We start from the raw sequence: 23,539 nt of genomic DNA on the forward strand, positions 1-23,539 counted from the left end.
TGTATGAAGGAGAACAATTGCACGACGCTCGTTTGGGACAACATTCCCGAATGGGCGGTTTTTTCATTGGAATACGGTGTCAAAGAAGAGTTCTTCCTTTCCGATAAGGACAAGGAAATGATAACACGGTTCATTGCCGAAAATTTTCCGAACGGATACACGATGAGCGTGGATTGGGATTCATACAAGGAGTTTGACCGTTATCCGGCTTTCGGGAAACCGTGCAAGACTTACAAGGTCATATTTTGCAATATATAAATGAATGGAAATGAGAAAAATAACATTAAACGGCTGCAACGCCGTCCCGGATGATTATCGCACCATCCGAACAGTCATGAAAAAGCCGGAGGAAATCCGAAAGGAAATCGACAGCCTGTACATGGAATACCGTTCCGAAAACGGGCATGAGCCCCATTATGCGGACTGTGTCATCCGATGGCGCGACGACTTGGAAACGGAAGAGGTCAGAATTGCCCTGGCTATGGATTCCGATACGGAGATGGACGAGGAAATTTTCTTTTATTGTGACAGTATAAACGATTTGAAATCACTGGCTGACAATGGAAAGGGGGACTTTATTATCATCGGATGCCTCGATTTTGGAATATATGAAGAGTTATTATAATCAACTTAAAATTATCGGATATGAAAATCAAATGCAAGGAACACTACGACAAGGTGGCGGAATACGCAAAAAGCATCGGAGACAAAACCTTGCAGCGGCGCATTGAAGAACTGAAGCAGTGGGAAAAGAACTCCAACGGAAAATGTGAGATTGAACTCTATTGGGACACCGCGCCTTATTCTTTCGGATTCGCTGAAAGGACACCCGACGGACGGACAGGCATCGTCGGAGGGCTGCTCTATCACGGCAGGCCGGACGAATCCCTTTCCCAAATGCTGGAGCCGTTCCACGGCTGGAGCATACACACGTAAGAGAAAGGCATAAAAACAAGAAGTCCCAGCCGTAATGACCGGGACTTCTCTACTTCCTTTTTATAGTGCAGATACGACGACCAAGCTCGTACGGACACTTTTTACATTGCAAATGTAAGTATAACTTTTGTTCCGCCAAACAAATATATGGTTTCGCCCAATAATTTTTTCCAAGATTTTTTTGCAGATAAGAAAATAACCTTTACCTTTGCATACGAGTTCATCCCTCATTTGAGGGAAGGAAATCGAAAAACGCAAGCCATAGAAGCTCTGCGTTTTTTGCTTTTATAACAGTTCCGGCAGTCTGAGCCGGTTATATTTCCTCATTATTTTATCGCGGGCGTAATCCTTCCCCTCCAGACGATATGCCGTCAGAAGGTAATACGATGACCGGTCCCTTCTGGGTTCAAGTACAATGACATAATGCTCGTCAATGTCGTATATATAAGTCCGTTTTCCTCTCGGTTCACTGACAGAAAAATACAGCATCCTGTCAGCTTTGTTCTGCTCCACATGGTATCTGATCCAATGCAGCCGCTGTGACCGGGACATATCGAATTCCCGGTGATGTTCCTCTTTGTCCGTCTCTTTTCTTGTAAGATGATTGAACAGGACTTCCATGGCTATGGCACCGTCTTCTTCAAGGGTCGGATATATGGGCTTGCCGTTGAAACTGAAATTCGGATTGTCCTGAATATCCCGGTTGAAGACCCCGCGTAGCGACCGTATCCTCTCATGCTCTGACATACCGAGCAACTCAAGCAGATCATTATATTTCTTCATTAAATTAAACGGCATGGCTATTTCAGATTAATGAAGAAAAGGTTCAACTTCTCAGAATGGTTTGTCATGTCCAGATTCTGGGTATGCAAATGCTTCTTTATACGCTCGATTATCATCACCTTCGCCATATTCTTATGCTCCTTGTCATTCACATTATAAGATACGGCTCCCATGATAAGGTCTGCAAGCTGCATAAGCAGACTCTCGTGAGAACAGATATTCTGCACATTACGGAACACTCCATATTCAGTATTCAGAATCTCTTTCAACTTGCGCACTTTCTGGGCACTGAACGAGTCCTTGATGTCAAGGTATACATTATAGCAATCAAGCGTGTCAATCTTGTAATTGAGCAGCAGATAATACATCTTGTAGAAGAAGTCATCGTATGAGTATCCCATTTCATCGCATTTGATCTGCGATTTTTTTATTCCTATTGCCCGGAATCTCAAATCAGTATCGAAAAAATAATCAATCAAGTCCAGATAAAATCTGACTTTTGACATTGAAACTTTGCTCCACTTTATTTCAGCATAAAAATTATGCTCCTTTTTAAGTTCATCTATCCGCTTGCAATGTCTCCGGACCTGCGGATAGGCACAGCTCACCGACCCCAAAAACATATAGTCCTTGTGGTCATGCTCAATATGGCAGCTCTCATCGCAATAAATATTGAAGGTCTTGTTCATAATGGAAACAAAGGTACTCTTTTTATTTGAATCGGATGTCCTTTGTCCGCATTACTTTACAATATACGGTTCTTTTTCCACATTCATCTATAAAATGGCATCATAAGCCCCGCTTCACTTGGCAAGTCCCCCGGAGAAGATAACTCGGAGGGCGAATACCTCCACGTTCAGGCCTCCGGTTTTCGGGACAGAAAATTCCCTGCGGTAATTTTCCGCCCGAAAAAACGCTCCGGTATTGCCGTCCGAGTTGGGGAAAGGATTGGGACTTGGCAAGCGAAGCGACCTACGACGCATAAGTACAGGGTCAAAAGGAAAGAAACCGGACGGGGATATTTTATTCCAGCCCGCCGTCACAATGCAAACGGAAACATATCCGGCACCATGTAATGCGTCTGCCTCCTGTCTCCAGGAACATATCAGGACGGGACAAGGGCTTCGCTCGCTCCCAACTCTGCATATTACAGATTTTGTTTTTGTTTCCGTTCCGTCCGGCCATTGTCCGCCCGGCTGTGGCGTTTCCCGGATTTGTCCCCTTGCTGTCCCATTCCTGTCGCCCCCTTCGTCCGGCGGTGCTGTTTCCCTTCCGTTTCCCCGCTTTTTCCCTCTCTGTTCCGGCTCCTGCGGTGAAATAGGATGACATACAGTGTAATATATATCCTAACACATTGCAAATCAATTATTTATCAAAATAAGTCCTATATATTTGCACCGACAACATCAGTATTAACGCTAAAAAACTTTCAGTTATGGCAAAGAAAAATGCAAGGGAAGAACCCCCAAGTCCGGGGCCGCAGGTCAGCGAGAACGTCCAGATGAGCGACATCGTCTTCATCCTTGACAAGATGGAACTGCTCCTGAAGGCGGTGTCCGAAATCGGGAAGGACGGCAAGTTCAAGACGGTACCCGCAGACAAGGAGCACAGCAACTCCTTCCTGAAGATCGACCGCTATGCGGACATCTTCGAAAATTTCATCAAGAACTTCTGGAGCCAGTTCAAGGACCCGACCCGCTTCGGCATCCTCTCCGTCAGGGAAGGAAGCCTTGACGACCCGGAAGTACGGCAGGCGGTGGAGGACCTCGCCGCCGGAAAAAAGACGGAAGCCGTGGAAGAGTTCCTCAAGAAGTATGAAATCATCCCACGGAACAAGGAAAACCAAAGTATCAACCCACAAAATCAAGAAGAAATGGCAAAGAAAACCGAGACACAGCAGCCGGTTGCCGCAGAAGGCGGCCAGCAGCAGAACACCAACCGTTACAACGAGTCCATGATCAACTGGGAGCAGTTGAAGAACTTCGGGCTGTCCCGCGATTACCTCCAGGAGCGCGGGCTGCTCGACCAGATGCTCAGGGGATACAAGACCAACCAGGTCGTGCCTATCACCATGAACTTCGGCTCAGCCGTGCTGCGTACCGATGCACGGCTGTCTTTCCAACAGTCCAGGAACGGGGATATAGTGCTGGGCATCCACGGAATCCGCCAGAAGCCCGACCTTGACCGTCCGTATTTCGGGCACATCTTCTCCGACGAGGACAAGCAGAACCTGCTGGAGACGGGCAACATGGGGCGTGTCGTGGAACTGAAAGGACGCAACGGGGAGTACATCCCTTCCTTCGTCAGCATCGACAAGCTCACCAACGAGGTGGTGGCCACCAAAGTGGACAATGTATTTATCCCTAATGAGATAAAGGGAGTGGAGCTGACCGAGCAGGAAAAGAACAACCTGCGGGAAGGCAAGAAAATCTATATCGAGGGCATGACCGCCAAGTCGGGGAACGAGTTCAACGCCTTCATCCAGGTCAACGCGGAGCGCAGGGGCATCGAGTACATCTTCGAGAACGACAAGCTCTTCAACCGCCAGACGCTGGGAGGCGTGGAACTGACGCAGAAGCAGATCGAGGACCTGAACGCCGGCAAGGCCATTTTCGTGGAGGGGATGAAGCGCAAGGACGGCGAGGTGTTCTCCTCCTTCGTGAAGCTGGACGAGGCGACCGGAAAGCCTGCCTATACCCGCTACAACCCGGATTCCCCGGAAGGCGCCCGTGAAATCTACATCCCGAACGAAATCAACGGGGTGAAAATTACACCGGAGGAGAAGAAGGAGCTTCTGGCGGGAAGACCGATCTTCCTCAACGACATGGTGAACCGCAAGGGCGAAGAATTCTCCTCGTTCATCAAGGCAGACCTGGAGACGGGGCGTCTGAGCTACTCACGCACACGGGACGGCTTTGACCAGCAGTTGGAGTTCAAGATTCCCGACAAGGTATGGAACGTGGAACTGACCCGGAAGCAACGCGCCGACCTGCAGGACGGCAAGGCGGTGCTGGTCGAGGGCATCAAGGGCTATGACGGCAATACCATCGCGCAATATGTGAAGGCGAACTTCAACCAAGGCCGTCTGGACTTCTATAACGAAAACCCGGACCGCAAGCGGGACGCCTCGCAGCGCAACGTGGTGGCTGCAGCCCAGAAGCAGGGGCAGGAACAGGGCAGCCGCAAGTCCAGAGGGGTAAGCGTTTCCTGACATGATAGGCAAGAAAAAACAAATGTCTGACTTAAAAAGAACAAGAAGATGAACAAAGAAAACAACAATACGCCTTTCAAGGCGGAAGACGTGAACTGGGACGAACTGGCAGCCATCGGTATCCTGAAGGACGAGCTGGAGATGGCCGGAGAGCTTGACACACTCCTTAAAGGGGAAAAGACCGGCGTGATACCACTGAGCCTCGTGCTCCTCGGCGTGGACGTGGTGATGGACGCCACCCTGCAGCTGGTACGCAAGGGGGAAGCCCCCCTGCTTGAAATCCAGGGCGTCACCCCTTCGGGCAGATGAGCCTGCCGCAGCATTAAACAAGAAAATGTCTAACAGCCGTTTCCTGTCTTCCGCATGGAAAACGGGGAACGGCTTAAATTTTATCCGAACAATATGATAGCAATCATCGCAGAAAAGCCGAGCGTAGGCATGGACATAGCCCGTGTAGTCGGGGCTGATACAAAGAATGACGGCTACTGTTCCGGAAACGGATATATGGTCACATGGGCATTGGGACACCTTGTGTCACTGTCCCTGCCGGACACATACGGCTATACAAGAACGGCTGCGGAGGACCTGCCGATGCTGCCGGAGCCGTTCCGGCTGGTCTCCCGTCAGGTACGCACGGACAGGGGCATGGTACCGGACCTCGCCGCCACAAAACAGCTGAAGGTCATCGACGGGGTGTTCAACCGGTGCGTCAGTATCATCGTGGCCACCGACGCCGGGAGGGAAGGCGAACTTATCTTCCGCTGGATATATGACTACCTGGGCTGTACCAAGCCGTTCAGACGGCTGTGGATCTCCTCGCTCACCGACGAGGCCATACGGAAAGGGCTGGAGGAACTGAAAGACGGTGCCGAATACGACAGCCTGTACGCCGCAGCGGACAGCCGCGCCAAGGCGGACTGGCTGGTGGGCATGAACGCCAGCCGTGCCCTGACCATAGCCTCCGGCACTCCGAACAGTTCCATCGGGCGGGTGCAGACCCCGACACTGGCCATGATATGCGCCAGGTTCAAGGAAAACAGGGGATTCGTCTCCACCCCTTACTGGCAACTGCATGTCACCCTGCAAGGGAAATGCACACACCGCCGTTTCTTCCATGTCGGGAACTTCAACGACAAGGCGGAGGCCGAAGCAGCATACAGGCATATCCCCTCCGGCTCCGTGGCTGAAATCACGAAAGCGGAACGCAAGGAAACCGTGCAGCAACCGCCGCTGCTCTACGACCTTACGGCACTCCAGAAGGACTGCAACGTGCATCTCGACCTGCCGGCGGACAAGACGCTGGACATCGCCCAGGCCCTGTACGAGAAGAAGCTGGTGTCCTATCCGAGGACGGGAAGCCGCCATATCCCGCAGGATGTCATGGCGCACATCCCGGAACTGCTGGAAAAGATTTCCGTCCTGCCGGAATTCCGGGAATACGGGAAGGCGTTCGACCTTTCCACCCTGAACACCCGCAGCGTGGACGACACGAAAGTGACCGACCATCACGCGCTGGTCACGACCGGTGTCACACCGGAGGGACTTTCCGAAGCGGAAACCGCCGTCTATACGCTGATAGCCGGACGGATGCTGGAAGCGTTCTCGCCACCCTGCGGGAAGGAGACACTGCGGATGGAGTGCCGTATCGGGAACATGGCTTTCCGCTCGAAGAGTTCCACGGTCACCAGTCCAGGCTGGCGCGGGGTGTTCGGCAGGAAAGAGGACAAGGAGGAGGACGAGGAAGGGCTGAACGACGGGGAAGCCGTCTTTGCCGTAGGGGACAGAGTCCCGGTATCGGGCCACGGACTGGTGCAGAAGAAGACCATGCCCAAGCCGCTCTATACCGAAGCCACGCTGCTTGCGGCCATGGAGACCTGCGGAAAGGACATCGCCGACGGACAGGCGCGTGAAGCCGTCAAGGATCTGGGGATCGGCACGCCCGCCACGAGAGCCGCCATCATCACCACCCTGTTCAAGAGGGACTATGTCGAGCGGAACGGGAAAAGCCTCGTGCCCACGGAAAAGGGACTTCTCCTCTACGGAGCCGTGAAAGACATGCTGGTGGCGGACGTGTCCCTGACCGGAAGCTGGGAAAACGCCCTGGCGCAGATAGAACGGCATACGCTCGACCCGGAAATGTTCATGGCGTCCATCAGGGACTATACCCGCAAGGCCACCGGGGAGATTCTGAAACTCTCCCTGCCGGCGGCTCCCGTCCGCACGTTCACCTGTCCCAAATGCAAGACGGGCCATGTCATCCTCAGGGACAGGACGGCAAAATGCGACAATGAAGGCTGCGGCCTGCTCGTGTTCCGCAAGTTCCTGAACAAGGAACTGACGGACCAGCACCTGGAACAGCTTTTCTCTTCCGGCTCCACCCGGCTCATCAAAGGGTTCAAGGGCAAGAAAGGGATAGCCTTCGATGCGGCCCTGGCTTTTGACGCGGGTTTCAACCTGACCTTGTCGTTCCCGAAAAACGGGAACGGGAAGAAACAGAAGCGGTGAAGCCATTCCGGTTCACGGGGCGAAGGTCGCGGACCGCCTGTTTCCACCGGCAAGGCCGGGCCGCGGGCGGTTTCAGGGAAAAATCATCCTCGCCCGGAAGGGCTGCGGTATTTTTCCCGAAAGCCTTGCCCGTGGAGACGGTCCGCAGGAAGGCCCCGGAAACGGGAATGGCATTCCCTTAAAAACATGGAGATTATGAAAACGATAGAACGGATCAAGAAAATAACCGGCAACCGGTGGGCAAAGACTGCCGCACTGGCCGTCACGGCCGCCATTGTGTTCAGCTGGCTTTACTCGCACGGCATATCCCCCATATGGACCGCCGTGGCCATCGTATGTTTCAGAGGACTGTTCAGGTTCCTCTACCGGATAGCCTGTTTCCTCGTGGCTCTCGCCATCATCCTGTGCATCCTGAGTTTTCTGGTCTTCTAAGATCTGACAAAGTGGAACATAGCGGATTTTACATTTACAGTTATATAAGGAGCTGTCCAGATGAGGACGGCTCTTTTTTTATCGCCATGTCCGTTGCTCAGAAAAAAGGGAAAGACAGGAATGGAAGACGCAGACATCGGCAGTCCGAGGAACTACAGGGCAAAGTTGGCGTATGCTTCTTGTCGGACGGCAAGGTCGGGCCGCAAGCGGTTTCGGAAAAAATCATCCTCGCCCGGAGGGCTGCGGTATTTTTCCCGAAAACCTTGCCTTTCCGGAAGCATTCGCCGCCGGGCCCTCGTAGTTCAACGGGCTGCCAAAGCCCGAGTATTCACAATTAAAACAATAAGGATCATGAGACAAGCGATCATCACAAGACAACCGTCACAGGCTCCGATGCGGATGCCAGTGGCAAGAAAACCCAGAGTGCAGGTGCCGGAACCGGCCATGAAGTTCCCGCCAAGAGGAAGCGGGCCGGTACATATCTCAGCCCTGCTGAACCCGATACTGGAAATCAGCCGGCATCCGGACAGGAACAGGCTGCTGGCGGAGTTTTTCAAGGACGCATGAAACCTATGTCTAATCATTTTAATACAAAAGATTATGTTCTTTACACAGTTCAACCAACTGATGACCGGAAGCGTGGACGTCACGATGGTCATCCGCAAATCAACCACGGGCATGACGGTATCCGTGCTGCCCAAGTCGAACGGTCTCAAGGACGAGGCCCAGAACCATATCGTGCCGCTGACCCTGTCCGGAACACCGGAAGAGCTTGACAACGGCTTCTTCCAGACCATCGCAAGACCCGTACAGAAAGTATCAGGCCTGCTGGCCAACATGGCAGAGTTCGAGAAACAGGCGGACAAGGCAGCGAAAGACAGCAAGGCGGCCAAGGATATGAAAGCGAAAGAAACCAAGGAGGAGAAAGAGAAACGGGAAAAATATGAAAAACTGATGAAGAAGGCGGACGAGATGATTGCGGCAAAGAACCACAAGGAGGCCGTGGCCGTACTCGGACAAGCCAAAGCGTATGCCAACCCTCAGCAGGTAAAGGAAATCGAGGAAAAGATCAAGGCGCAGACCGCTGAGCTCAACAAGGGCAGCCTGTTCGGCATGGAGGCCTTTGACCAACAGCCGGCTCCACAGCCGGTGTCACAGCAGCAGCCGCAACAGGTACCGCAATCCCGTCCGATACAAAGACCGGCTCCGGGAAACATTCCACAGCAGCCGCATCCGGCAAGCCAGGGACAGCAACCTGTCAGACAGCCGATACCGCCGCGACAGCCTGTACAGCAAACGGCTCCTTATCCCGGGCAACAGCCATACCACGCGCAGCCGTATCCCGGACAGGGAGGGCAATATCCGCAACCGGGCGCATACGGGCAGCATCCGGCTCCACAGCCATCGCAGCCGGTAGCATGCTTTGAGGAAAACATGCCGCAGTACGACGGATATGCGGCGCAGGAAGACGGGCTGTCCGCTTATGGACAGGACGAGCCGGATTACAACCCGGAAGAGTATGCGGGATATCCCGACTTCCCGATGGAAATGCTGAAAGGCGGAAACAGATACCAGACTACCAACCCACAAATGTAAGATTATGGCACTCGAAGTAAAAGGAATGACACGCTCATTCAAGTTCAAGAAAGGAACGGAGTATGTGACCCTGGCGGACCCAGGCACGGATTTCACCCCGGATATGGTCATGAACTACTATTCCAACATGTACCCGGAACTGACCACGGCAACCGTGCACGGGCCGCTCATCAAGGAAGATATGGTTGAGTACGAGTTCAAGACAACCATCGGAACAAAAGGATGACGGATATGGCAAAGAAAAATAAAAAAGGAAAGGAAGAATCATGCAGACTCTTAAGCGAATTTCAGATGGAACAGCTTGCAAGGTTCATCATACAAGGAACCGGACAAGTCTACCATTACGGAACCGAAAAACGGAAAAGGATTGCGGCGCCCAGCGGTGCCGTAATCGTTTTTTGAATACGGTCTTCTCCAGCTGCGTGCCCGGATTCCTTGTAAAGGACTATGAGGGGAAACCGTTCAATATCCTGACGGAAGACAACTACGAATACCTGCTCGGCTCATACCTAAGATACGCGGAACTCACGGGGGTAAAAGCCCGGCATGTCCCCGGCAGGAATATCGGAGAAAGCATAGACCAGCTGGTCTATGACATGGAAACGCTGCTCAAGGACGATGTCGGTGTCAATATAGAACAACAGGGACAACGTCTGTACTTTAACTTGTGGAAATGTCATGAATGGGGAGAATATACGCTGTACTATTTCCCCGTGAAATTTGTGGAAGAACTGACCCCTGTACTGAGACGCATCGCCATATCGTTCATCAACGGTATGGCGAATGCCAACGGGATAACCACGATTCTGGACGGTGACGATACGGAAACGGTGCTTGACTGGATTGAAACGGATGACCGGGATGAACCGGAAGACGATACACGACGCAGGAATGCCATCGTCAGCTCATATAGGAACGGGAAAATCAGAAGGCTGCTGCAAAGGGTGGAAAGCACATCCTATTACAAGAACCTGCCAGCCGCCATACAAAGATATTCCCCGCAGGACGGATGGGAAGCGGTTTTGCTGGAACTGATGGAAGAGGGGCTGCAGTTCCTCTTCCCGGAAAAGCCGATCATGCGCTACTGTTATGACCCGTTCTTCGAGGAGGAACCGGATTACCGGCCGATGGATCTTGACAGGCAGATACGCATAGCTTATGACATCCATGACATTGTGACGGAAAGTCTTGAGGAACAATATAATTCCGAGAGGCTGGAGACATACGATCTGATTCCGGTCACCACAATGGCCCTGTCTCCGGAAACGGACAGCCTGTTCAAAATGGAGGACGACTACCCTGAACGCTTTTTCAAATGGTCGGACAAATTTATAAACCATATATCAAATAATAAAGAAGATGGGAAAAAATGAACTTACGAATATGATACATGCCACCCTTTGTCCCCGTGCGGTACTGATAGCCTACACTTATGAAGGGGATAAAAAGTATTTCCTGGAACAGCGGTCCATTGACGGGAAAGGAAAGATGGGCGAAGGACATCCCGTAACGGTCGAGTTCATGAACGAGCTGGTACGGAACTATTCGGAGACACACAGCAGTACGCCATACGGCAGGCTGCCGTCCAACCTGTTGTATGCCGATTCCCGCAAAGGAAGCGAAAAATACATCTGGTATAATCCTCCCGGGAAACGGATGATGTATTTTGTCAGCGGCCTCGGGATCGAGAATGCGGAATACAACCTGCCGGGAATCATCTACGAAGCCAGGGACTCGCAGCTGGACGTTTATGCCTACAAGGATGACCGGCCTGACAGGGAGACGGACCTTTATGCGGCACCTTTATTCAATGTGACAGGCTCAAGCGTATGCCTCGGTTCGGCCAAGATAGAAAAGCCACGGGACATGACTTACTCGAACCTGCTCGAATACTGGGAAAGAAAATTCTGGCTGACAGAGTTTTCCCACTTAGGGGGCCACGGGAATCCGACCAGATCAAATCTCGTGCTGGTGACAAAGGCCGCACGGGACAAGGCTTTCGACCTCGGAGAATTGAAATCATTACGAAATCTCAAACTTAAAGACATCCTGAAATGAAAAGAGTACACTACACAGACAGCTATCTCATCAACCCGCAGCATCCGGTGACGGTGAACCTCATCGGTGCGGGAGGGACAGGCTCGCAGGTGCTGACCTGCCTGGCAAGGCTTGACATAACGCTCCGGGGCCTCGGGCATCCCGGACTTTTCGTGACGCTCTATGATCCCGACATCGTGACGGAAAGCAATATCGGGCGCCAGCTCTTCAGCCCTTCAGACATGGGACTGAACAAGGCACAATGCCTGATTACGCGGATAAACAACTTCTTCGGCAACGACTGGAAGGCGTCTCCGGAGATTTATCCGGTAATACTGAAAGACACCAGGCGAGACAACTTGGCCAACATCACGATAACCTGCACGGACAACATCAAGTCACGCCTTAATCTGTGGAACATCCTGAAGGCAGTGCCGATATCGGAATACAGGTCATATGAGACCCCCCTGTATTGGATGGATTTCGGGAACACACAGACATCCGGGCAGGTTGTCATAGGGACAATACCCAAAAAGATCAAACAGCCTGAATCCGGACTGTATGAGACAGTGGCTTCCCTGAAAGTCGTTACCCGTCTCGTGAAATATGCGAGGGTGAAAGAGAGTGACTCCGGTCCGAGCTGCTCTCTTGCAGAGGCCCTGGAAAAGCAGGATCTTTTCATCAATTCCACATTGGCGCAGCTCGGTTGCAACATCCTTTGGAAGATGTTCCGTTACGGGATGATCGAGCATCACGGGCTATATCTCAATCTGGAAACATTGAAAACCAACCCGATACCTGTATGACGGATATCAAGATTTGAAAAACAGTGCGCAAAGCGCAGAAGTTGTGTGAACAAAATATAAAATCAAGACATCGCGTAATTTTTGTCTGAACTTTTCTACTTCCGGATAAAAATTTTGCCTACATTTGTATTTGGCAAATTGTATCTTTATGAAACATACAGGTAAAATAGGACATTTATCTTCCATTTTTATGATGGAGAACGGACTTCCTCCCCATGCCGGGATGTGGGACGGGCTGGCCTTTCCCATGTGCCTTAAAAGCCTGATTTATAATCATAAAAATACTGAAAACAAGGTGTATTATACGGCTGAAAATTTGGAAAATCAGGAAATCCGTATAAACACACACACACACACACACAGGAACTCGCGCGTCAAGATATTACAAAACATTTAATTACCAAAGGATTACCGGGAACAATTCTGTCCGGTTATTCCCGATGTCCGATAATCATTTATCAGAAATACAGCGTTCCTCCGTGTTTTTCGGAACAAGGCGGAACGGAACTTTTGTCCGGCGGCATTCGTTCAGCGGGTTTCCCGTGTCCGAGTGCCGCTGTCTTTTTCCGTGCGACCTTCCGACAAAGACCCCGGCATTCCTTGAACCTAAAATGAAATCGTGCCATGAAGACTATTCCCGTAAATAGACCGGAGATACCTCCGCCAAACCTGGAACAGCTGTTCAACTCCGCTATCGGATATATGTATGGCGGGGAATACGCCTTTGCCTACCGATGTCTTGACCGGACGGACCAGTCCGATTTGTACCTGTCCTACAACAAGGCTTTGTGCTGCTACCGTGTGTCGTGGTTCAGCGAATGCCGTAATCTACTCTTGGAAGCGGAAAGGCAGCTTCCGTCCCTGACGGATATCCGTATGGACGATTTGCCTGATGATTTCCTCCGGTGGGAACATGAGGACAGTCCCGACCTGTGCCCGATGCCGTATGGCACACTGCCTTCTATAGCCGCCGTACAGATACTGAAACTGAAAGCGTACAATTCGTACCAGTTGCACCTGTACGGCGAAATGAGGGATGCGGCCTCCCGGCTGGGCGGAAAATACAAATCCATCAATGAACTCATAAAAGAAACATATCATGGTAACATGTAACGATATTTATTCAATGTACCAGACCCGGAAGCCGGAGGCTGAGATACTTCAGGCTTTCAGGGAGGTTCCGGTGGATGATCGGGACAATATCATCGAAAACCGCACTCCGCTCCACCTGGCCTGCTACATCGCCAACGAGGAAGCTGCCCGCATCTGTATTTCGCGTGGGGCAGATGTGAATGCCAAGGACTACAACGGACGCACACCCTTGTTCACGCTGGCCAATTTCATGTGTGAAAATCATTTGGAAGAAGACAGCAGGGCTTCCATAGCCGCCCTGCTGCTTGAGCACGGGGCGAGGCTGTCACGTTCCGCCCCGGACTCGACCGCCCTGATAGAAGCCGCCCGGCGGGGACTTTTCCGCTTGGCGACGGTCATCGTCAATTCCGGTTGCAGGATAGACCAGACAAACGGCAGCGGCATGAACGTGCTGCACGCAGCCTGTGAAGGGGCCGACGTGAAATCTGACTTGCGTCGAGCTGTGCAGGCCTTGCAGGAAATCCGCTCACGCACCACCTTGAGCGAAGACGTGCGGAAACAGAAAGAGTCCGAATGCGAAGAAAAGGTGGCATATTATGAGGGGAAAGACAAGGAATCGATGGATTTTGTCCGCCTGCTGCTGGCCAACGGACAGATAGACCCGGACGAGAAAACCAATTTGGGAACCACCGCATGGGACTGCGCCATCAGTCGCAAAGCCATGAAGATAGCGGCGTTGCTCACCGGCAGCAATCCTGAGGAGGATGAACTTGCCGCCCTGCACGGCAATATGGACGTGTTCCAGGCCATATACAACCAAAACCTGACGGCACTGGAAGCCCTGTTGCGCTCGGGCGTGGAGTTGCAGACCGTCTGCGAGCATAAAGGAGACCTGAGCGGTTTTTACGGGCTGTCCCCGCTGGCGTGCGCCATGTCATGGTTCGACAGATACCCGGAACCGGCGGACATGCTGCTGGACGCAGGAGCCGATCCGAATTACCGTTTCGGGAACGAGGACACCGCCTTTGAAATCGCGAGCAAGATAAGGCAGAGTTCGACGCATATCGAACGATACACCGCTTTTCTGGAAAAAATGCTGCGCCACGGATGGGACATCGGGATGCCTGCCGACAAGGAGGGGAACACGACCTTGGGACTTGCCTGCCGCAACTGCACCTGTAACTGGGGAAGGGCCGCCATCCCCATTCTGCTGAAAAACAAGGCCGACGTGAATACGGTCAACCGCTGCGGACAGACCCCGCTAATGCTGCTGTACGGTGCCCGTTCTTGGGATGGCAAAAGCCCTTACAAGCCCTACGATGGACATGTCTGTGGGAATGAAGAGTCGGATGTGCTCGAAATGCTATTGGAGGCCGGTGCGGACACCGGCAAGAAGGACATCTGGGGCAATACACTACTGCACTACATTGCCGGAAGCTGCTTGGACAGCGGAGTGAAAAAAGGAACGGACCTGTTGCTCGACTTCAGCCTGCCAGACGTGAACGCGGTGAACAATGAGGGGCTGACGGCGCTGGACATAGCCACCGAAAAAAACAGTGAGATAATGGTAAAATTTCTGATAAAATATTCCTGACGATATGGACAACAGCCAGACTTTTATTAACGCCTGCCGTAACGGGCAGAAAAGCATCGCCCAGATATTCCTGAAAAAAGGAGGAATAGACGTGAACAGGCGGGATGCGGAAGGCAACACGCCGCTGTACTACGCCTGTCTGAAGGGCTACCGGGACCTGGCGCTCCTCCTTCTGGACAACGGGGCTGACGTGTCGGTAGTGAACAACCGTTCGGAAACGCCTCTCCACGCTGCGGCAAGGAGCGGCAACAAGGAAATCATCGGGAGGCTTGTCACGAACGGCGCGGACATGAACGCCACGGACGCCGCCGGCAGGACGCCCCTGCTTTGCCTGCTGGACAACAGGCGCACGGACGCCGCCCTCTTCCTTATCGGCAAGGGGGCTGACACGGAAATCGCCGACAGCGACGGACACAAGGCCATAGACTATGCCACCGCACACGGGCTGCGGGAGGTAGTGTCCCGTCTTTCGACGGACAGCACCAGCGACGTATCCGGCAACACCCCGCTTCACCAGGCCGTCTATAACGGACAGGGAGAAATCGTCCGTTCCCTGCTTGCCTCGTCGAAAGCAATGCTGGACGCTACCAACGACAACGGCGAGACCCCGCTGGTCATCGCCTGCATGACGGGAAACCTCATGATGGTCAGCCTGCTGCTCGATGCGGGAGCCTACCCGGACAAAGCCCTGCTGGACGGCAACACGCCGCTGCATTATGCCGCATCATCGGGCAACCGGTTCATCGGCGATGCCCTGCTGAAAGCCAAGGCCGGTGTGGACATGCAGAACCGCAACGGCGAAACCCCTCTGATTGTCGCGTCAAGGGGCGGGCATAACGAGTTTGTCGCATTGTTGGTGGAAAATCACGCCAATGTCAATATGGCGGACAATTCCCAGCACACGGCTCTGTATTACGCCGGTGAACGGGGATATAACGAGATCGTAGAAACGCTCCTTGAGCATGGAGCAGAAGGATGATGACAATAATTTATTAACTGTTTGATACGAAAATATGTCAAAAGAAACAAACAACTCGATGAGTCCTGAAGAAATGGCAAAAGCCAGTCAGGACGCTATCAAGGCCGCAATGGAACAAGCTCAGGCATTGTACGGGAATATTCCTGGATTTCAAAGTTTCGACCTTGCCAAAATGCAGGAAAAGCTGATTGCGGATGCGGCGGCCAACATTCCCGGCATGGAAGGGAAAGTACAACAACCGGAAATGGAGGACACCTCCGCCATGAGTCCGGAAGAGGTAATGAAGATGTACTCGCAGGGGCTGGATTTTGTCGGACATGCGATGGTGCAATGCGACCCGGACATGATGAGCGACGACATGAAGGACATGCTCGCCGGCATGGACGATATGTTCGATTTCGAGTGGGAAATAGAGCGGAAAGATGACGGAAAACTGACACCCACGCAGCAACGGCTGCTGGCTTTCGGTGCCCCGTTGCTCGTACTCAGCAGTGACTATGTGGATTCCATAGAGACCTCGCATGAGATGTACAATCTGAAGGAGATGCTCAAAGATTCGTGGGATGTCACGGACAGGACATCCGCATTGGAAACCATCGGCTGGCTGCTGCATGAAGGACACCATGAAAAAGTGGACAAAGTACTGGCTGAAGTCGTCGCCAAAGGTTTGGATAACCTGTCCGAAGAAGAGCTGCAGGACGAGGAAACGAAAACAGCCGAAGTCTGCACGACCATTGAAAAAATGCTTGAAGACGGCTATTGTTCTGCCGAAGACCTGCCTGCCACAGCATTGGCATGGGACCTTGTCCGCGCGGTAAACATGGCAAGATGGACTCACCTGTTCGGCTATATCAGCGAGGAGGAGATGTGGCAGACCATGCAGGCTGTGGCAGAGTCGGCCGGGGAACACTTTGCGTCATGGAACGCATACGGACTGAGCTTCGTGCTTGGCCGTGGCGCATGGCAAGGAGATTCCGACCAGTGCGAAGGAGCCTATGAGATCGTGTCCACCCTGCTGGAAAAGGCAGAATCCCCGTGGATGCAATTTGAGTTCAACCTCTCTAACGGATAAGTGTCATGGCAGCCATTATCATAGCATCTGTTTTCGGACTTGTCGTCCTGCTCGTGGTGACATGGGGGATCGTGACCTCGAACAGCCTTATCGCGAAGAAGAACCGTGTAAAGCAATGCAAGAGCGGCATCTGCGTGGCCTTGAAGCAAAGGAACGACCTGATTCCCAATCTTGTCGCCTCCGTCAAGGCATATATGGGGCATGAGAACGAAATACTTACCCGCATTGCCGAATTGCGTTCCAAGGTTTCCAACGCGTCCGAATCGGAACAGATCAAGGGAGGTACGGAGATTTCGTCCCTGCTGGGCAAGCTGAACGTGGCGGTGGAGGACTACCCGGAGCTGAAAGCCAACGAACAGTTCCACCACCTCCAGTACCAGATAGCGGAAATGGAGAATGAGATCCAGGCCATCCGCCGCACCTACAATGCGGCCGTGACCGACTACAACAACGCCATCGAAATGTTTCCGTCCTCGATAGTCGCATCGTGGCGCAAGCATGAGCAGCAGGAACTGGTCGAGTTCCCTGAAACCGAGATGGCTGCGGTGAATGTAAAGGAAATGTTCAAATAGCGGAAAGTATGGAACAGAACCCCATAGATTTCAAGGCCCTGTCGCAGCATCTGCGGAAAGGGCTGTCCCGTGTCCGCCGGTTGCGGCGGGTGGTGCGGTGTCTGACAATCATTGTCTATACCGCTACCCTGTGCTGGTTTGCCTTCTGCCTTTTCGGGAGCCTGTTGGTCAACTACGAGACGACAGACTACGAAACCTCGATGAACAACTGGAAGTATATCATGGCCGGCTTCATTGCGTTCTGCATCTTCCATTACGCCTTCATGAAAAGCTTCAACGCCTTGAACCGCCAGGAAAACGGACTGATGGCCGGTATCCTGGCCGCCCTGTTCCCCTCGGCTCGGTATGCGCCGACCGCAAGGATGAACCCGAAAGCCTTGGAAAACAGCCGGCTGTTCGCCACTCCGGGTTCGGACGTCCCGATCAGCTCGACGTGCTACGGCTATGTGGAAATCCCGTCCGGCGACCGTTGCATTACCGTGGCCGACGTGGGCATCACATCCTCTAACAAGAAGGATTTCTCTTTCTTCAACTTCCTTGAGGTGCCCTACCAGTATTTCATCCGCCCAATCTTCGGTAGCCGTATTGAGAGCACCATGCACAGCTTCCGGGGCATGTTCGGGTGCTGTGCGCTCCACCGCACCTTCCGGGGATATGTGATGCTACTGCCCGACCATCTGGAGGGCAAAGTCGGCTATCTCGCGCAAACGGTGCAGGGCTTCAAGGACAAATACGGCGCGAAGTTCGTACATCTGGAAGACCCGGAGTTTGAGAGGCTGTTCGTGGTTTATGCGGACGACGAGGTGGAAGCCCGCATGATACTCACCCCGGCGATGATGAGGAAACTGACGGAACTGCGTAAGTCGTTCGACCGCGACCTGATGCTCTCGTTCAACGGCAACATGCTCTATTACGCATCGGAAACGCCGGACGGATTCCTGCGTCCCGGACGTAAGTCACTGGACGATGAGCAATTGCTGGAGCAACTGTACAAGGAAGTGAATTTCTGTTTCCTTATAGAAAGTGAGATAAACAATAAACCCAATTACTAACAAATAAAAAGAATTGTAACATGAGTGAACTCAAAAATTTATCAGCCGTCCTCGAAGGAGGCGCTATTCCTGCCGGATATGACGAAAAGGCTATCGGCAAACTGTCAAAGACATACCTGAAGTTAGAGGGGCGTAAAATAGTGAATATCTATCCTATCCGAACCGTGATGCACGAAGACAGCCGGTATTGCCTATACGCCTGTCCGATAAAAGGCACTGAGATTGACGATGCCACCCTGCAGAGCATCAAAGCTGAAGTCGAGATGCTGGAAATCGGTGAAATCCGGTACGATTCAGTACAGTCCAGCGGATATGACTACTACATCATCGATCCCGATACCGGACGACACATAGTGGAAAAAGAGGAAGATAGAGACTCTGTTATGGAGATAAGTGACCACTATGACGGCATTATCCTATTTACTAAAATGGTCTTGTCGCCAAGAAAGGCATATCAACTTGACTGCCACCATGCCCTTGTTGGAGTGGAAAAGCAACCCAACCAATTCAAGATAGAGACTATTTCAAACAAGATGATAGGACAAGCGCCTACCATACTGGAATTTGAGGCACCACAGGAATCTCCGGCTGTCGAGAAATACAAGTCAGCCATGACGGTTCTGTCTATAATCATCACTGTGGCTCTGCTTATCTGGTACTTTTTCATAAAATAATGTCACCGAACGGATTACTTCACTAATTAATATCTGAATATGACGACATTCAATTATTCTTCCAAATCGTCCATCAAAGATAATCTGACAGAAATCCTTATCGGTGCCGCGCTGATAATAGTTCCGATAGTTTATCCTTTCGGTATAAAAATTGGTACTGCCCGTATTCTCGGTCCATTGCCGACAGCCATCATCCTTGCCCTTGTCGGTCTGTATCTCGTGTTCAAGGCATGGAGAAAGATACGGCAAGCCGGGAAATTGTCTGCAAAGAGCGGTGTCATCACAGTTGACGGAAACAATGTGACCTATCCCGTCATCAGCAAAGGGAAGGTCGAAATGCGTTCTTTTACATTGTCAGAAATATCCAATGTAGATTATAATTACGACAACGGTATTCTGGCAGTATCGTTGGCAAACGGTTCTACCATCAGGTTCGACCTGGACTTCTTTGACGGATTACCCCAGCTCAAAGAGTTTGTAGCCCTGTTGAAGAAATAAACAGATAATAGGATATGGAATGGCATGACAGGCTGAAGGACTTATCCGTATTTGCGGAACCGGAATCCCACTGCGGCTATTTGGCCGTGGCGGGTATTCCGTTCCTGTGGCTTGTCGAAACCATCTGTCGCCGGGAGATAAAACATTTCAGTAAGGGGGAAAAGATGAGGAAAAATGCCGTTATACAGCTATCTTTAACCTTCATTTCTGCTACAGGGCGAAAAAATTCTATACCTTTGTATTGGGACAGTTATATCATAATGGACTATGACGGCACAAGATGGAACAGCAGGCAGTTATTTCTTATAGATGATACAGCCTGTGCTGCCATTCCCCAAGGGGATGACAGAAGAGATTCCTTATCTCCTGTCCCTGTCCGGTTATCCCCGACCACCGATTACCCTCATCAAAGAAACAACATTCCTCCTTGTCCGTGTGAGCAAAGCGGAAAGAAAGCCATGTCCGGCGGTATTCATTCAACGGGTTTCCCGTGTCCGAATGCCGCCGGATTTTGTTTGTACCCTGACAGGAAGAGTAGCGTGACGGAGGTAGCCGGGTATTGTCCAACGAAAAAAACAGGAAGGATATGAAAACAAAAATCATACTGGCAGGCATCCTCTTGCTGCTGTGTGGCAGCAGCTTCGCACAGCAGATTGTAGCGTACAGCGACTTGCGTACCCTTACGGATGCGGAAGATGGAACGGTCGTCCATTACCTGAAAGACGGCAAGTGTCCGCTATCGGGTGAATACCGCATCCTGCGGGGACCGGACGAAGAAAGCGTACACTTCTCGAAGGGAGTCAAGCAGGGCGAGTACAGGCGCTACCGTGACGGCGTGCTGCGGGAAAAGGGCGCGTATGCCGACGGCAAACGGCACGGACTGTTCGTCACCTATTACCAGGACGGGAAGACCCCGCAACGCGAGGCTCCCATGCAGCATGGGAAAATAGAAGGCACGGTACGGACCTGGTTCGCCGATGGCAAGCCTGATATGATACAGGAATACAAGGAGGGAAAGAAAAACGGCAAGGAACAACGTTTCGCCCCTAAAACCGGCCAACTGATTTATGAGGTCAGTTATATTGACGACCGAAAAGAGGGAAAGCAATGGGAGTTCAACGAGGACACCGCCCGAGGATGGCGCAGCGAAACCGTCAGCCATTACAAGAACGGCGAGCTGGACGGCATCTACTCATACACGGCCCACCTGCACGGCAAACTGTACGCCTACAAGTGCGGCTCATTCAAGAACGGCTACAAGCATGGCGACTGGACGGAAATAGACGACAGAGGAATCGTTACCCAAGGCGAATACACCGACGGGCGCGAGACCGGGCACTGGATGCGCTTCGACCACTTGAGCGGTGAAATACTGAACGAGTGGGACAAATAAAACTGACAGAGATGGAAACATACCGAGCAAAACCCCGAATCAGGCTTTCGCCTACCGTCAGGTACGGCAGGAAGTTCATTGAGGTAGCCTTCGACCACGACGGCCTGCGCCTGCCGCTGTCGAAGGAGGAAGGCGTGCAGCTTGTCGGCGGCAGGGCTTATCTGCCGGAAGAGAGCTTCGTGCTTGCGGAGTTCTTCGACCGCTATGTGAAGATGGCGTTTATCGACTACTCCGCCATAAAGGGCTACACGCCCCGGAAAGAGGAGGACAGCCGTCCGCCGCTGCCCGCCGGCTATCTGGAGAAGCTCCGTCAGGTGCGTTACAGCGACCACACGGTACGGGTATATACCGGTTACTTCCGGGATTTTCAGGAGCATTTCAGGGGGCGGGATGTAAAGGCTATCACATCCGACGAGATAAACGGCTATCTGCTGTATCTCATCCGTGAGCGGAACATATCCTCGTGCCAGCAGAACCAGCGCATCAACGCCATCAAGTTCTACTACGAGAAAGTGCTCGGCCAGGAACGGCGGTGCTACAAGGTGAACCGTGCCAAGCGCGAGAAGACCCTGCCCGACGTGCTGAGTAAGGAGGAAATCAAGCGGATACTCGATGTGGCGGCGAAAGACCTGCGCTTCTTCTGCATGTTCTCCATCCTTTACTCCGCCGGCTTGCGCATCAGCGAACTGCTGGAACTGAAGCCGGGAGACATCAACGAGTCCCGCAACCTGATACGGGTGCGGCAGGGCAAGGGCAAGAAAGACCGGTACACGCTGCTGTCGAGGCCGCTGATGAAGAAACTGGCGGAATACAACCGTCTGTATAAGCCCCAAGTGTGGCTCTTCGAGCGCAGGCCGGGCGAACCCTTTACGGAAAGCATTGTGTCGAAACGGCTGAAAGCCGCCGCACAGGAGGCGGGCATCACGAAACGGATTTATCCGCACCTGCTGCGCCACTCCTTTGCCACGCATCTGCTGGAGCAAGGGACGGACATCAAGATTGTGAAGGAATTGATGGGACATAACAACATCAAGACAACGGAGCGGTATGTCCACATCGCTGACACCTATAAAAGCAATATCAAGAGCCCGTTGGACGACTTAATAATGGAGGACAACGAGACTTGATACTTAAAGAAAATAACAGCGGATTTCGCTGATAGTATAACGTTATTCACTCTAAAATAAATTGGTATGGAAATTATAAACAAACTTCATTTTTATTCTTTTAATCCTGCAAAAGAAGTAGATGAAAAAGATTTTCGAGCTTTAGAACTTATAATCCAAAGATCATTACCATTATCATATAAAGAATTTTATATTGCGAATAATGGAGGAAGAGTTAAAGAGAATTTTTTTTACAGAAATCCAAATGATGAATTTGAGGCATTTATTGTGAATGATTTTTACCACATTGATAGTGACGAAGAAAATGACAAATACGGTAATAATATATTTACGATAATAAAAAAAAGGAATTGGAAAAATTGGGGAAAATGTAAGATTCTCCCATGGGGACACGATGGCTCAAATAATCTGCTATATCTTGATTTCAAAGATAATGAACCTAAAGTATATGCTGATTTTTATGACGAGGGGGAAAAAGGTGTTTTACTGGCAGATTCAATTGAAGAATTTCTTCTGAAATTAAAAGAAGATCCCGATGGTCCGATAATTTGATCAATATTGTATTTTCCAGAATTCTATAATTAGAAGATTACAGATATGTATGGAGCAATCAATGTAATGTTAATCAATTTCCTGAAATGATAAAATGAGTGAATAACAAGTGGCTCAACCTCCCCGAAAAGTCGGTTAGCCACCAAACATTAGCAACCAATTAAAATAATATGATACGAAAATTCATTTCATATATAAAAAAGCAACTGAACAATCAATCATGTACATACACAATACATGAAAATACGAAATATGTACATAGTATGTATGTTGATATTGATAGTGATACTAATTTAGGTCGTGTAACATTATGGGATGACAATTCTTGTGTAATGGAAATTCTTAACATTGAAACCGAGAATTGCCTGCTTTGCGAAAGATACGAGTTTACGTCGTTTGATGAATTGATTGAGAAATTTAATAATTTCTATTCCATATTATCTACACAATAAATTAAGAATGGTTGCTAACAAACAGCAAACCGACTGAATAAGCGGAACGCTGCCAAACATTATCCGCAATAGTAAAACAATTAAAAATTAAAAGATTATGGCAACAACAGAAGAAAGAGACATCTTTGCTAATGAGTATGTCCAAATTTACACAAATGGTTCTGGAAACATCGTTT

At 51.2% G+C, this 23,539-nt stretch carries 29 protein-coding genes; 26 read left to right on the forward strand and 3 right to left on the reverse strand.

Annotated elements, in window-relative coordinates:
- The first annotated feature begins 3 nt into the window (after positions 1-3).
- From B5F34_RS13720 to B5F34_RS13730, 3 genes are read left to right on the forward strand one after another with little or no spacing between them, the layout of a single operon-like run.
- Complete coding sequence (locus tag B5F34_RS13720; RefSeq protein ID WP_087340155.1) at positions 4-258, forward strand: hypothetical protein; 255 nt, start codon at positions 4-6, stop codon at positions 256-258.
- A gap of 10 nt (positions 259-268) precedes the next feature.
- Positions 269-625 (forward strand): hypothetical protein, encoded by a 357-nt coding sequence (locus B5F34_RS13725; protein WP_087340205.1) that lies wholly within the window; start codon positions 269-271, stop codon positions 623-625.
- Positions 626-645: 20 nt separating this feature from the next.
- Positions 646-936 carry a DUF4120 family protein gene (locus tag B5F34_RS13730; protein ID WP_087340158.1) on the forward strand — a complete coding sequence of 97 codons (291 nt, stop codon included), beginning with the start codon at positions 646-648 and terminating at the stop codon, positions 934-936.
- A gap of 285 nt (positions 937-1,221) precedes the next feature.
- Here B5F34_RS13730 and B5F34_RS13735 read toward each other — a convergent pair whose 3' ends face one another.
- From B5F34_RS13735 to B5F34_RS17960, 3 genes are all read right to left on the reverse strand, one after another.
- Complete coding sequence (locus tag B5F34_RS13735) at positions 1,222-1,734, reverse strand: hypothetical protein (protein WP_087340160.1); 513 nt, start codon at positions 1,732-1,734, stop codon at positions 1,222-1,224.
- Positions 1,735-1,736: 2 nt separating this feature from the next.
- Positions 1,737-2,408, reverse strand: coding sequence for a DUF3800 domain-containing protein (locus B5F34_RS13740; RefSeq protein WP_087340162.1), 672 nt, complete (start codon positions 2,406-2,408; stop codon positions 1,737-1,739).
- 334 nt (positions 2,409-2,742) lie between these two features.
- Positions 2,743-3,048 carry a hypothetical protein gene (locus tag B5F34_RS17960; protein ID WP_239448975.1) on the reverse strand — a complete coding sequence of 102 codons (306 nt, stop codon included), beginning with the start codon at positions 3,046-3,048 and terminating at the stop codon, positions 2,743-2,745.
- 106 nt (positions 3,049-3,154) lie between these two features.
- Between B5F34_RS17960 and B5F34_RS13750 the strand changes: the two genes are divergently transcribed.
- The 23 genes from B5F34_RS13750 (at position 3,155) to B5F34_RS13865 (ending at position 22,911) form a co-directional block, all read left to right on the forward strand.
- Positions 3,155-4,930: a DUF3945 domain-containing protein gene (locus B5F34_RS13750; RefSeq protein WP_087340164.1), complete on the forward strand. Its 1,776-nt coding sequence runs from the start codon at positions 3,155-3,157 to the stop codon at positions 4,928-4,930.
- A 48-nt stretch (positions 4,931-4,978) separates the two neighbouring features.
- A complete protein-coding gene (locus tag B5F34_RS13755; protein WP_087340166.1) occupies positions 4,979-5,239 on the forward strand; it encodes a DUF4099 domain-containing protein in 261 nt (86 codons plus the stop codon).
- A gap of 93 nt (positions 5,240-5,332) precedes the next feature.
- On the forward strand, positions 5,333-7,435 hold the full coding sequence (locus tag B5F34_RS13760; protein WP_087340208.1) for a type IA DNA topoisomerase: 2,103 nt from the start codon (positions 5,333-5,335) through the stop codon (positions 7,433-7,435).
- A 195-nt stretch (positions 7,436-7,630) separates the two neighbouring features.
- Positions 7,631-7,867: a hypothetical protein gene (locus tag B5F34_RS13765; protein WP_087340210.1), complete on the forward strand. Its 237-nt coding sequence runs from the start codon at positions 7,631-7,633 to the stop codon at positions 7,865-7,867.
- Positions 7,868-8,218: 351 nt separating this feature from the next.
- Positions 8,219-8,434 carry a hypothetical protein gene (locus B5F34_RS13775; RefSeq protein WP_087340212.1) on the forward strand — a complete coding sequence of 72 codons (216 nt, stop codon included), beginning with the start codon at positions 8,219-8,221 and terminating at the stop codon, positions 8,432-8,434.
- 33 nt (positions 8,435-8,467) lie between these two features.
- Positions 8,468-9,463, forward strand: a complete 996-nt coding sequence (locus B5F34_RS13780; protein ID WP_087340168.1) for a PRTRC system protein E — start codon at positions 8,468-8,470, stop codon at positions 9,461-9,463.
- 4 nt (positions 9,464-9,467) lie between these two features.
- Positions 9,468-9,689: a PRTRC system protein C gene (locus tag B5F34_RS13785; protein ID WP_087340170.1), complete on the forward strand. Its 222-nt coding sequence runs from the start codon at positions 9,468-9,470 to the stop codon at positions 9,687-9,689.
- A 5-nt stretch (positions 9,690-9,694) separates the two neighbouring features.
- Entirely contained in the window at positions 9,695-9,865 is a 171-nt protein-coding gene (locus tag B5F34_RS17965; protein WP_229094842.1) for a hypothetical protein, read from the forward strand.
- The gene (locus B5F34_RS13790) at positions 9,862-10,836 is read left to right on the forward strand and encodes a hypothetical protein (protein ID WP_239448976.1); all 975 of its coding nucleotides are present in this window, start codon (positions 9,862-9,864) and stop codon (positions 10,834-10,836) included. Before B5F34_RS17965 ends, B5F34_RS13790 begins: the two co-directional genes overlap by 4 nt.
- Positions 10,823-11,521, forward strand: coding sequence for a prokaryotic E2 ligase family D protein (locus tag B5F34_RS13795; protein ID WP_087340173.1), 699 nt, complete (start codon positions 10,823-10,825; stop codon positions 11,519-11,521). Before B5F34_RS13790 ends, B5F34_RS13795 begins: the two co-directional genes overlap by 14 nt.
- Entirely contained in the window at positions 11,518-12,306 is a 789-nt protein-coding gene (locus B5F34_RS13800) for a PRTRC system ThiF family protein (RefSeq protein ID WP_087340175.1), read from the forward strand. The genes B5F34_RS13795 and B5F34_RS13800 overlap by 4 nt, the downstream gene beginning before the upstream one ends.
- Before the next feature lie 624 nt (positions 12,307-12,930).
- Complete coding sequence (locus tag B5F34_RS13810; protein WP_087340179.1) at positions 12,931-13,419, forward strand: hypothetical protein; 489 nt, start codon at positions 12,931-12,933, stop codon at positions 13,417-13,419.
- Positions 13,406-14,992: an ankyrin repeat domain-containing protein gene (locus tag B5F34_RS13815; RefSeq protein ID WP_087340181.1), complete on the forward strand. Its 1,587-nt coding sequence runs from the start codon at positions 13,406-13,408 to the stop codon at positions 14,990-14,992. Before B5F34_RS13810 ends, B5F34_RS13815 begins: the two co-directional genes overlap by 14 nt.
- A 4-nt stretch (positions 14,993-14,996) precedes the next feature.
- A complete protein-coding gene (locus tag B5F34_RS13820; RefSeq protein ID WP_087340183.1) occupies positions 14,997-15,971 on the forward strand; it encodes an ankyrin repeat domain-containing protein in 975 nt (324 codons plus the stop codon).
- A gap of 58 nt (positions 15,972-16,029) precedes the next feature.
- A complete protein-coding gene (locus B5F34_RS13825) occupies positions 16,030-17,043 on the forward strand; it encodes a DUF1266 domain-containing protein (protein WP_162609341.1) in 1,014 nt (337 codons plus the stop codon).
- A gap of 5 nt (positions 17,044-17,048) precedes the next feature.
- Entirely contained in the window at positions 17,049-17,615 is a 567-nt protein-coding gene (locus B5F34_RS13830) for a LemA family protein (RefSeq protein WP_204245611.1), read from the forward strand.
- An 8-nt stretch (positions 17,616-17,623) separates the two neighbouring features.
- Positions 17,624-18,667, forward strand: a complete 1,044-nt coding sequence (locus B5F34_RS13835) for a DUF3137 domain-containing protein (protein WP_087340186.1) — start codon at positions 17,624-17,626, stop codon at positions 18,665-18,667.
- 20 nt (positions 18,668-18,687) lie between these two features.
- Positions 18,688-19,341, forward strand: coding sequence for a hypothetical protein (locus tag B5F34_RS13840; RefSeq protein WP_087340188.1), 654 nt, complete (start codon positions 18,688-18,690; stop codon positions 19,339-19,341).
- Positions 19,342-19,380: 39 nt separating this feature from the next.
- Entirely contained in the window at positions 19,381-19,839 is a 459-nt protein-coding gene (locus tag B5F34_RS13845) for a hypothetical protein (protein ID WP_087340189.1), read from the forward strand.
- 14 nt (positions 19,840-19,853) lie between these two features.
- Positions 19,854-20,429: a hypothetical protein gene (locus B5F34_RS13850; RefSeq protein ID WP_087340191.1), complete on the forward strand. Its 576-nt coding sequence runs from the start codon at positions 19,854-19,856 to the stop codon at positions 20,427-20,429.
- A complete protein-coding gene (locus tag B5F34_RS13855; protein ID WP_087340193.1) occupies positions 20,426-21,232 on the forward strand; it encodes a hypothetical protein in 807 nt (268 codons plus the stop codon). The genes B5F34_RS13850 and B5F34_RS13855 overlap by 4 nt, the downstream gene beginning before the upstream one ends.
- A gap of 11 nt (positions 21,233-21,243) precedes the next feature.
- Positions 21,244-22,359: a site-specific integrase gene (locus B5F34_RS13860; RefSeq protein WP_087340195.1), complete on the forward strand. Its 1,116-nt coding sequence runs from the start codon at positions 21,244-21,246 to the stop codon at positions 22,357-22,359.
- Between the two features lie 66 nt (positions 22,360-22,425).
- Positions 22,426-22,911 (forward strand): SMI1/KNR4 family protein, encoded by a 486-nt coding sequence (locus B5F34_RS13865; protein WP_087340197.1) that lies wholly within the window; start codon positions 22,426-22,428, stop codon positions 22,909-22,911.
- Positions 22,912-23,539 lie beyond the last annotated feature (628 nt).

Origin of the sequence: Mediterranea sp. An20 (genome assembly GCF_002160055.1) — a bacterium.
Lineage (GTDB): Bacteria > Bacteroidota > Bacteroidia > Bacteroidales > Bacteroidaceae > Bacteroides > Bacteroides avicola.

Bases quoted from the DNA above. Each gene is read 5' to 3' on its own strand.
- B5F34_RS13720 (WP_087340155.1), top strand. From the start codon at position 4: ATGAAGGAGAACAATTGCACGACGCTCGTTTGGGACAACATTCCCGAA.
- B5F34_RS13725 (WP_087340205.1), top strand. From the start codon at position 269: ATGAGAAAAATAACATTAAACGGCTGCAACGCCGTCCCGGATGATTAT.
- B5F34_RS13730 (WP_087340158.1), top strand. From the start codon at position 646: ATGAAAATCAAATGCAAGGAACACTACGACAAGGTGGCGGAATACGCA.
- B5F34_RS13735 (WP_087340160.1), bottom strand. From the start codon at position 1,734: ATGCCGTTTAATTTAATGAAGAAATATAATGATCTGCTTGAGTTGCTC.
- B5F34_RS13740 (WP_087340162.1), bottom strand. From the start codon at position 2,408: ATGAACAAGACCTTCAATATTTATTGCGATGAGAGCTGCCATATTGAG.
- B5F34_RS17960 (WP_239448975.1), bottom strand. From the start codon at position 3,048: ATGTCATCCTATTTCACCGCAGGAGCCGGAACAGAGAGGGAAAAAGCG.
- B5F34_RS13750 (WP_087340164.1), top strand. From the start codon at position 3,155: ATGGCAAAGAAAAATGCAAGGGAAGAACCCCCAAGTCCGGGGCCGCAG.
- B5F34_RS13755 (WP_087340166.1), top strand. From the start codon at position 4,979: ATGAACAAAGAAAACAACAATACGCCTTTCAAGGCGGAAGACGTGAAC.
- B5F34_RS13760 (WP_087340208.1), top strand. From the start codon at position 5,333: ATGATAGCAATCATCGCAGAAAAGCCGAGCGTAGGCATGGACATAGCC.
- B5F34_RS13765 (WP_087340210.1), top strand. From the start codon at position 7,631: ATGAAAACGATAGAACGGATCAAGAAAATAACCGGCAACCGGTGGGCA.
- B5F34_RS13775 (WP_087340212.1), top strand. From the start codon at position 8,219: ATGAGACAAGCGATCATCACAAGACAACCGTCACAGGCTCCGATGCGG.
- B5F34_RS13780 (WP_087340168.1), top strand. From the start codon at position 8,468: ATGTTCTTTACACAGTTCAACCAACTGATGACCGGAAGCGTGGACGTC.
- B5F34_RS13785 (WP_087340170.1), top strand. From the start codon at position 9,468: ATGGCACTCGAAGTAAAAGGAATGACACGCTCATTCAAGTTCAAGAAA.
- B5F34_RS17965 (WP_229094842.1), top strand. From the start codon at position 9,695: ATGGCAAAGAAAAATAAAAAAGGAAAGGAAGAATCATGCAGACTCTTA.
- B5F34_RS13795 (WP_087340173.1), top strand. From the start codon at position 10,823: ATGGGAAAAAATGAACTTACGAATATGATACATGCCACCCTTTGTCCC.
- B5F34_RS13800 (WP_087340175.1), top strand. From the start codon at position 11,518: ATGAAAAGAGTACACTACACAGACAGCTATCTCATCAACCCGCAGCAT.
- B5F34_RS13810 (WP_087340179.1), top strand. From the start codon at position 12,931: ATGAAGACTATTCCCGTAAATAGACCGGAGATACCTCCGCCAAACCTG.
- B5F34_RS13815 (WP_087340181.1), top strand. From the start codon at position 13,406: ATGGTAACATGTAACGATATTTATTCAATGTACCAGACCCGGAAGCCG.
- B5F34_RS13820 (WP_087340183.1), top strand. From the start codon at position 14,997: ATGGACAACAGCCAGACTTTTATTAACGCCTGCCGTAACGGGCAGAAA.
- B5F34_RS13825 (WP_162609341.1), top strand. From the start codon at position 16,030: ATGAGTCCTGAAGAAATGGCAAAAGCCAGTCAGGACGCTATCAAGGCC.
- B5F34_RS13830 (WP_204245611.1), top strand. From the start codon at position 17,049: ATGGCAGCCATTATCATAGCATCTGTTTTCGGACTTGTCGTCCTGCTC.
- B5F34_RS13835 (WP_087340186.1), top strand. From the start codon at position 17,624: ATGGAACAGAACCCCATAGATTTCAAGGCCCTGTCGCAGCATCTGCGG.
- B5F34_RS13840 (WP_087340188.1), top strand. From the start codon at position 18,688: ATGAGTGAACTCAAAAATTTATCAGCCGTCCTCGAAGGAGGCGCTATT.
- B5F34_RS13845 (WP_087340189.1), top strand. From the start codon at position 19,381: ATGACGACATTCAATTATTCTTCCAAATCGTCCATCAAAGATAATCTG.
- B5F34_RS13850 (WP_087340191.1), top strand. From the start codon at position 19,854: ATGGAATGGCATGACAGGCTGAAGGACTTATCCGTATTTGCGGAACCG.
- B5F34_RS13855 (WP_087340193.1), top strand. From the start codon at position 20,426: ATGAAAACAAAAATCATACTGGCAGGCATCCTCTTGCTGCTGTGTGGC.
- B5F34_RS13860 (WP_087340195.1), top strand. From the start codon at position 21,244: ATGGAAACATACCGAGCAAAACCCCGAATCAGGCTTTCGCCTACCGTC.
- B5F34_RS13865 (WP_087340197.1), top strand. From the start codon at position 22,426: ATGGAAATTATAAACAAACTTCATTTTTATTCTTTTAATCCTGCAAAA.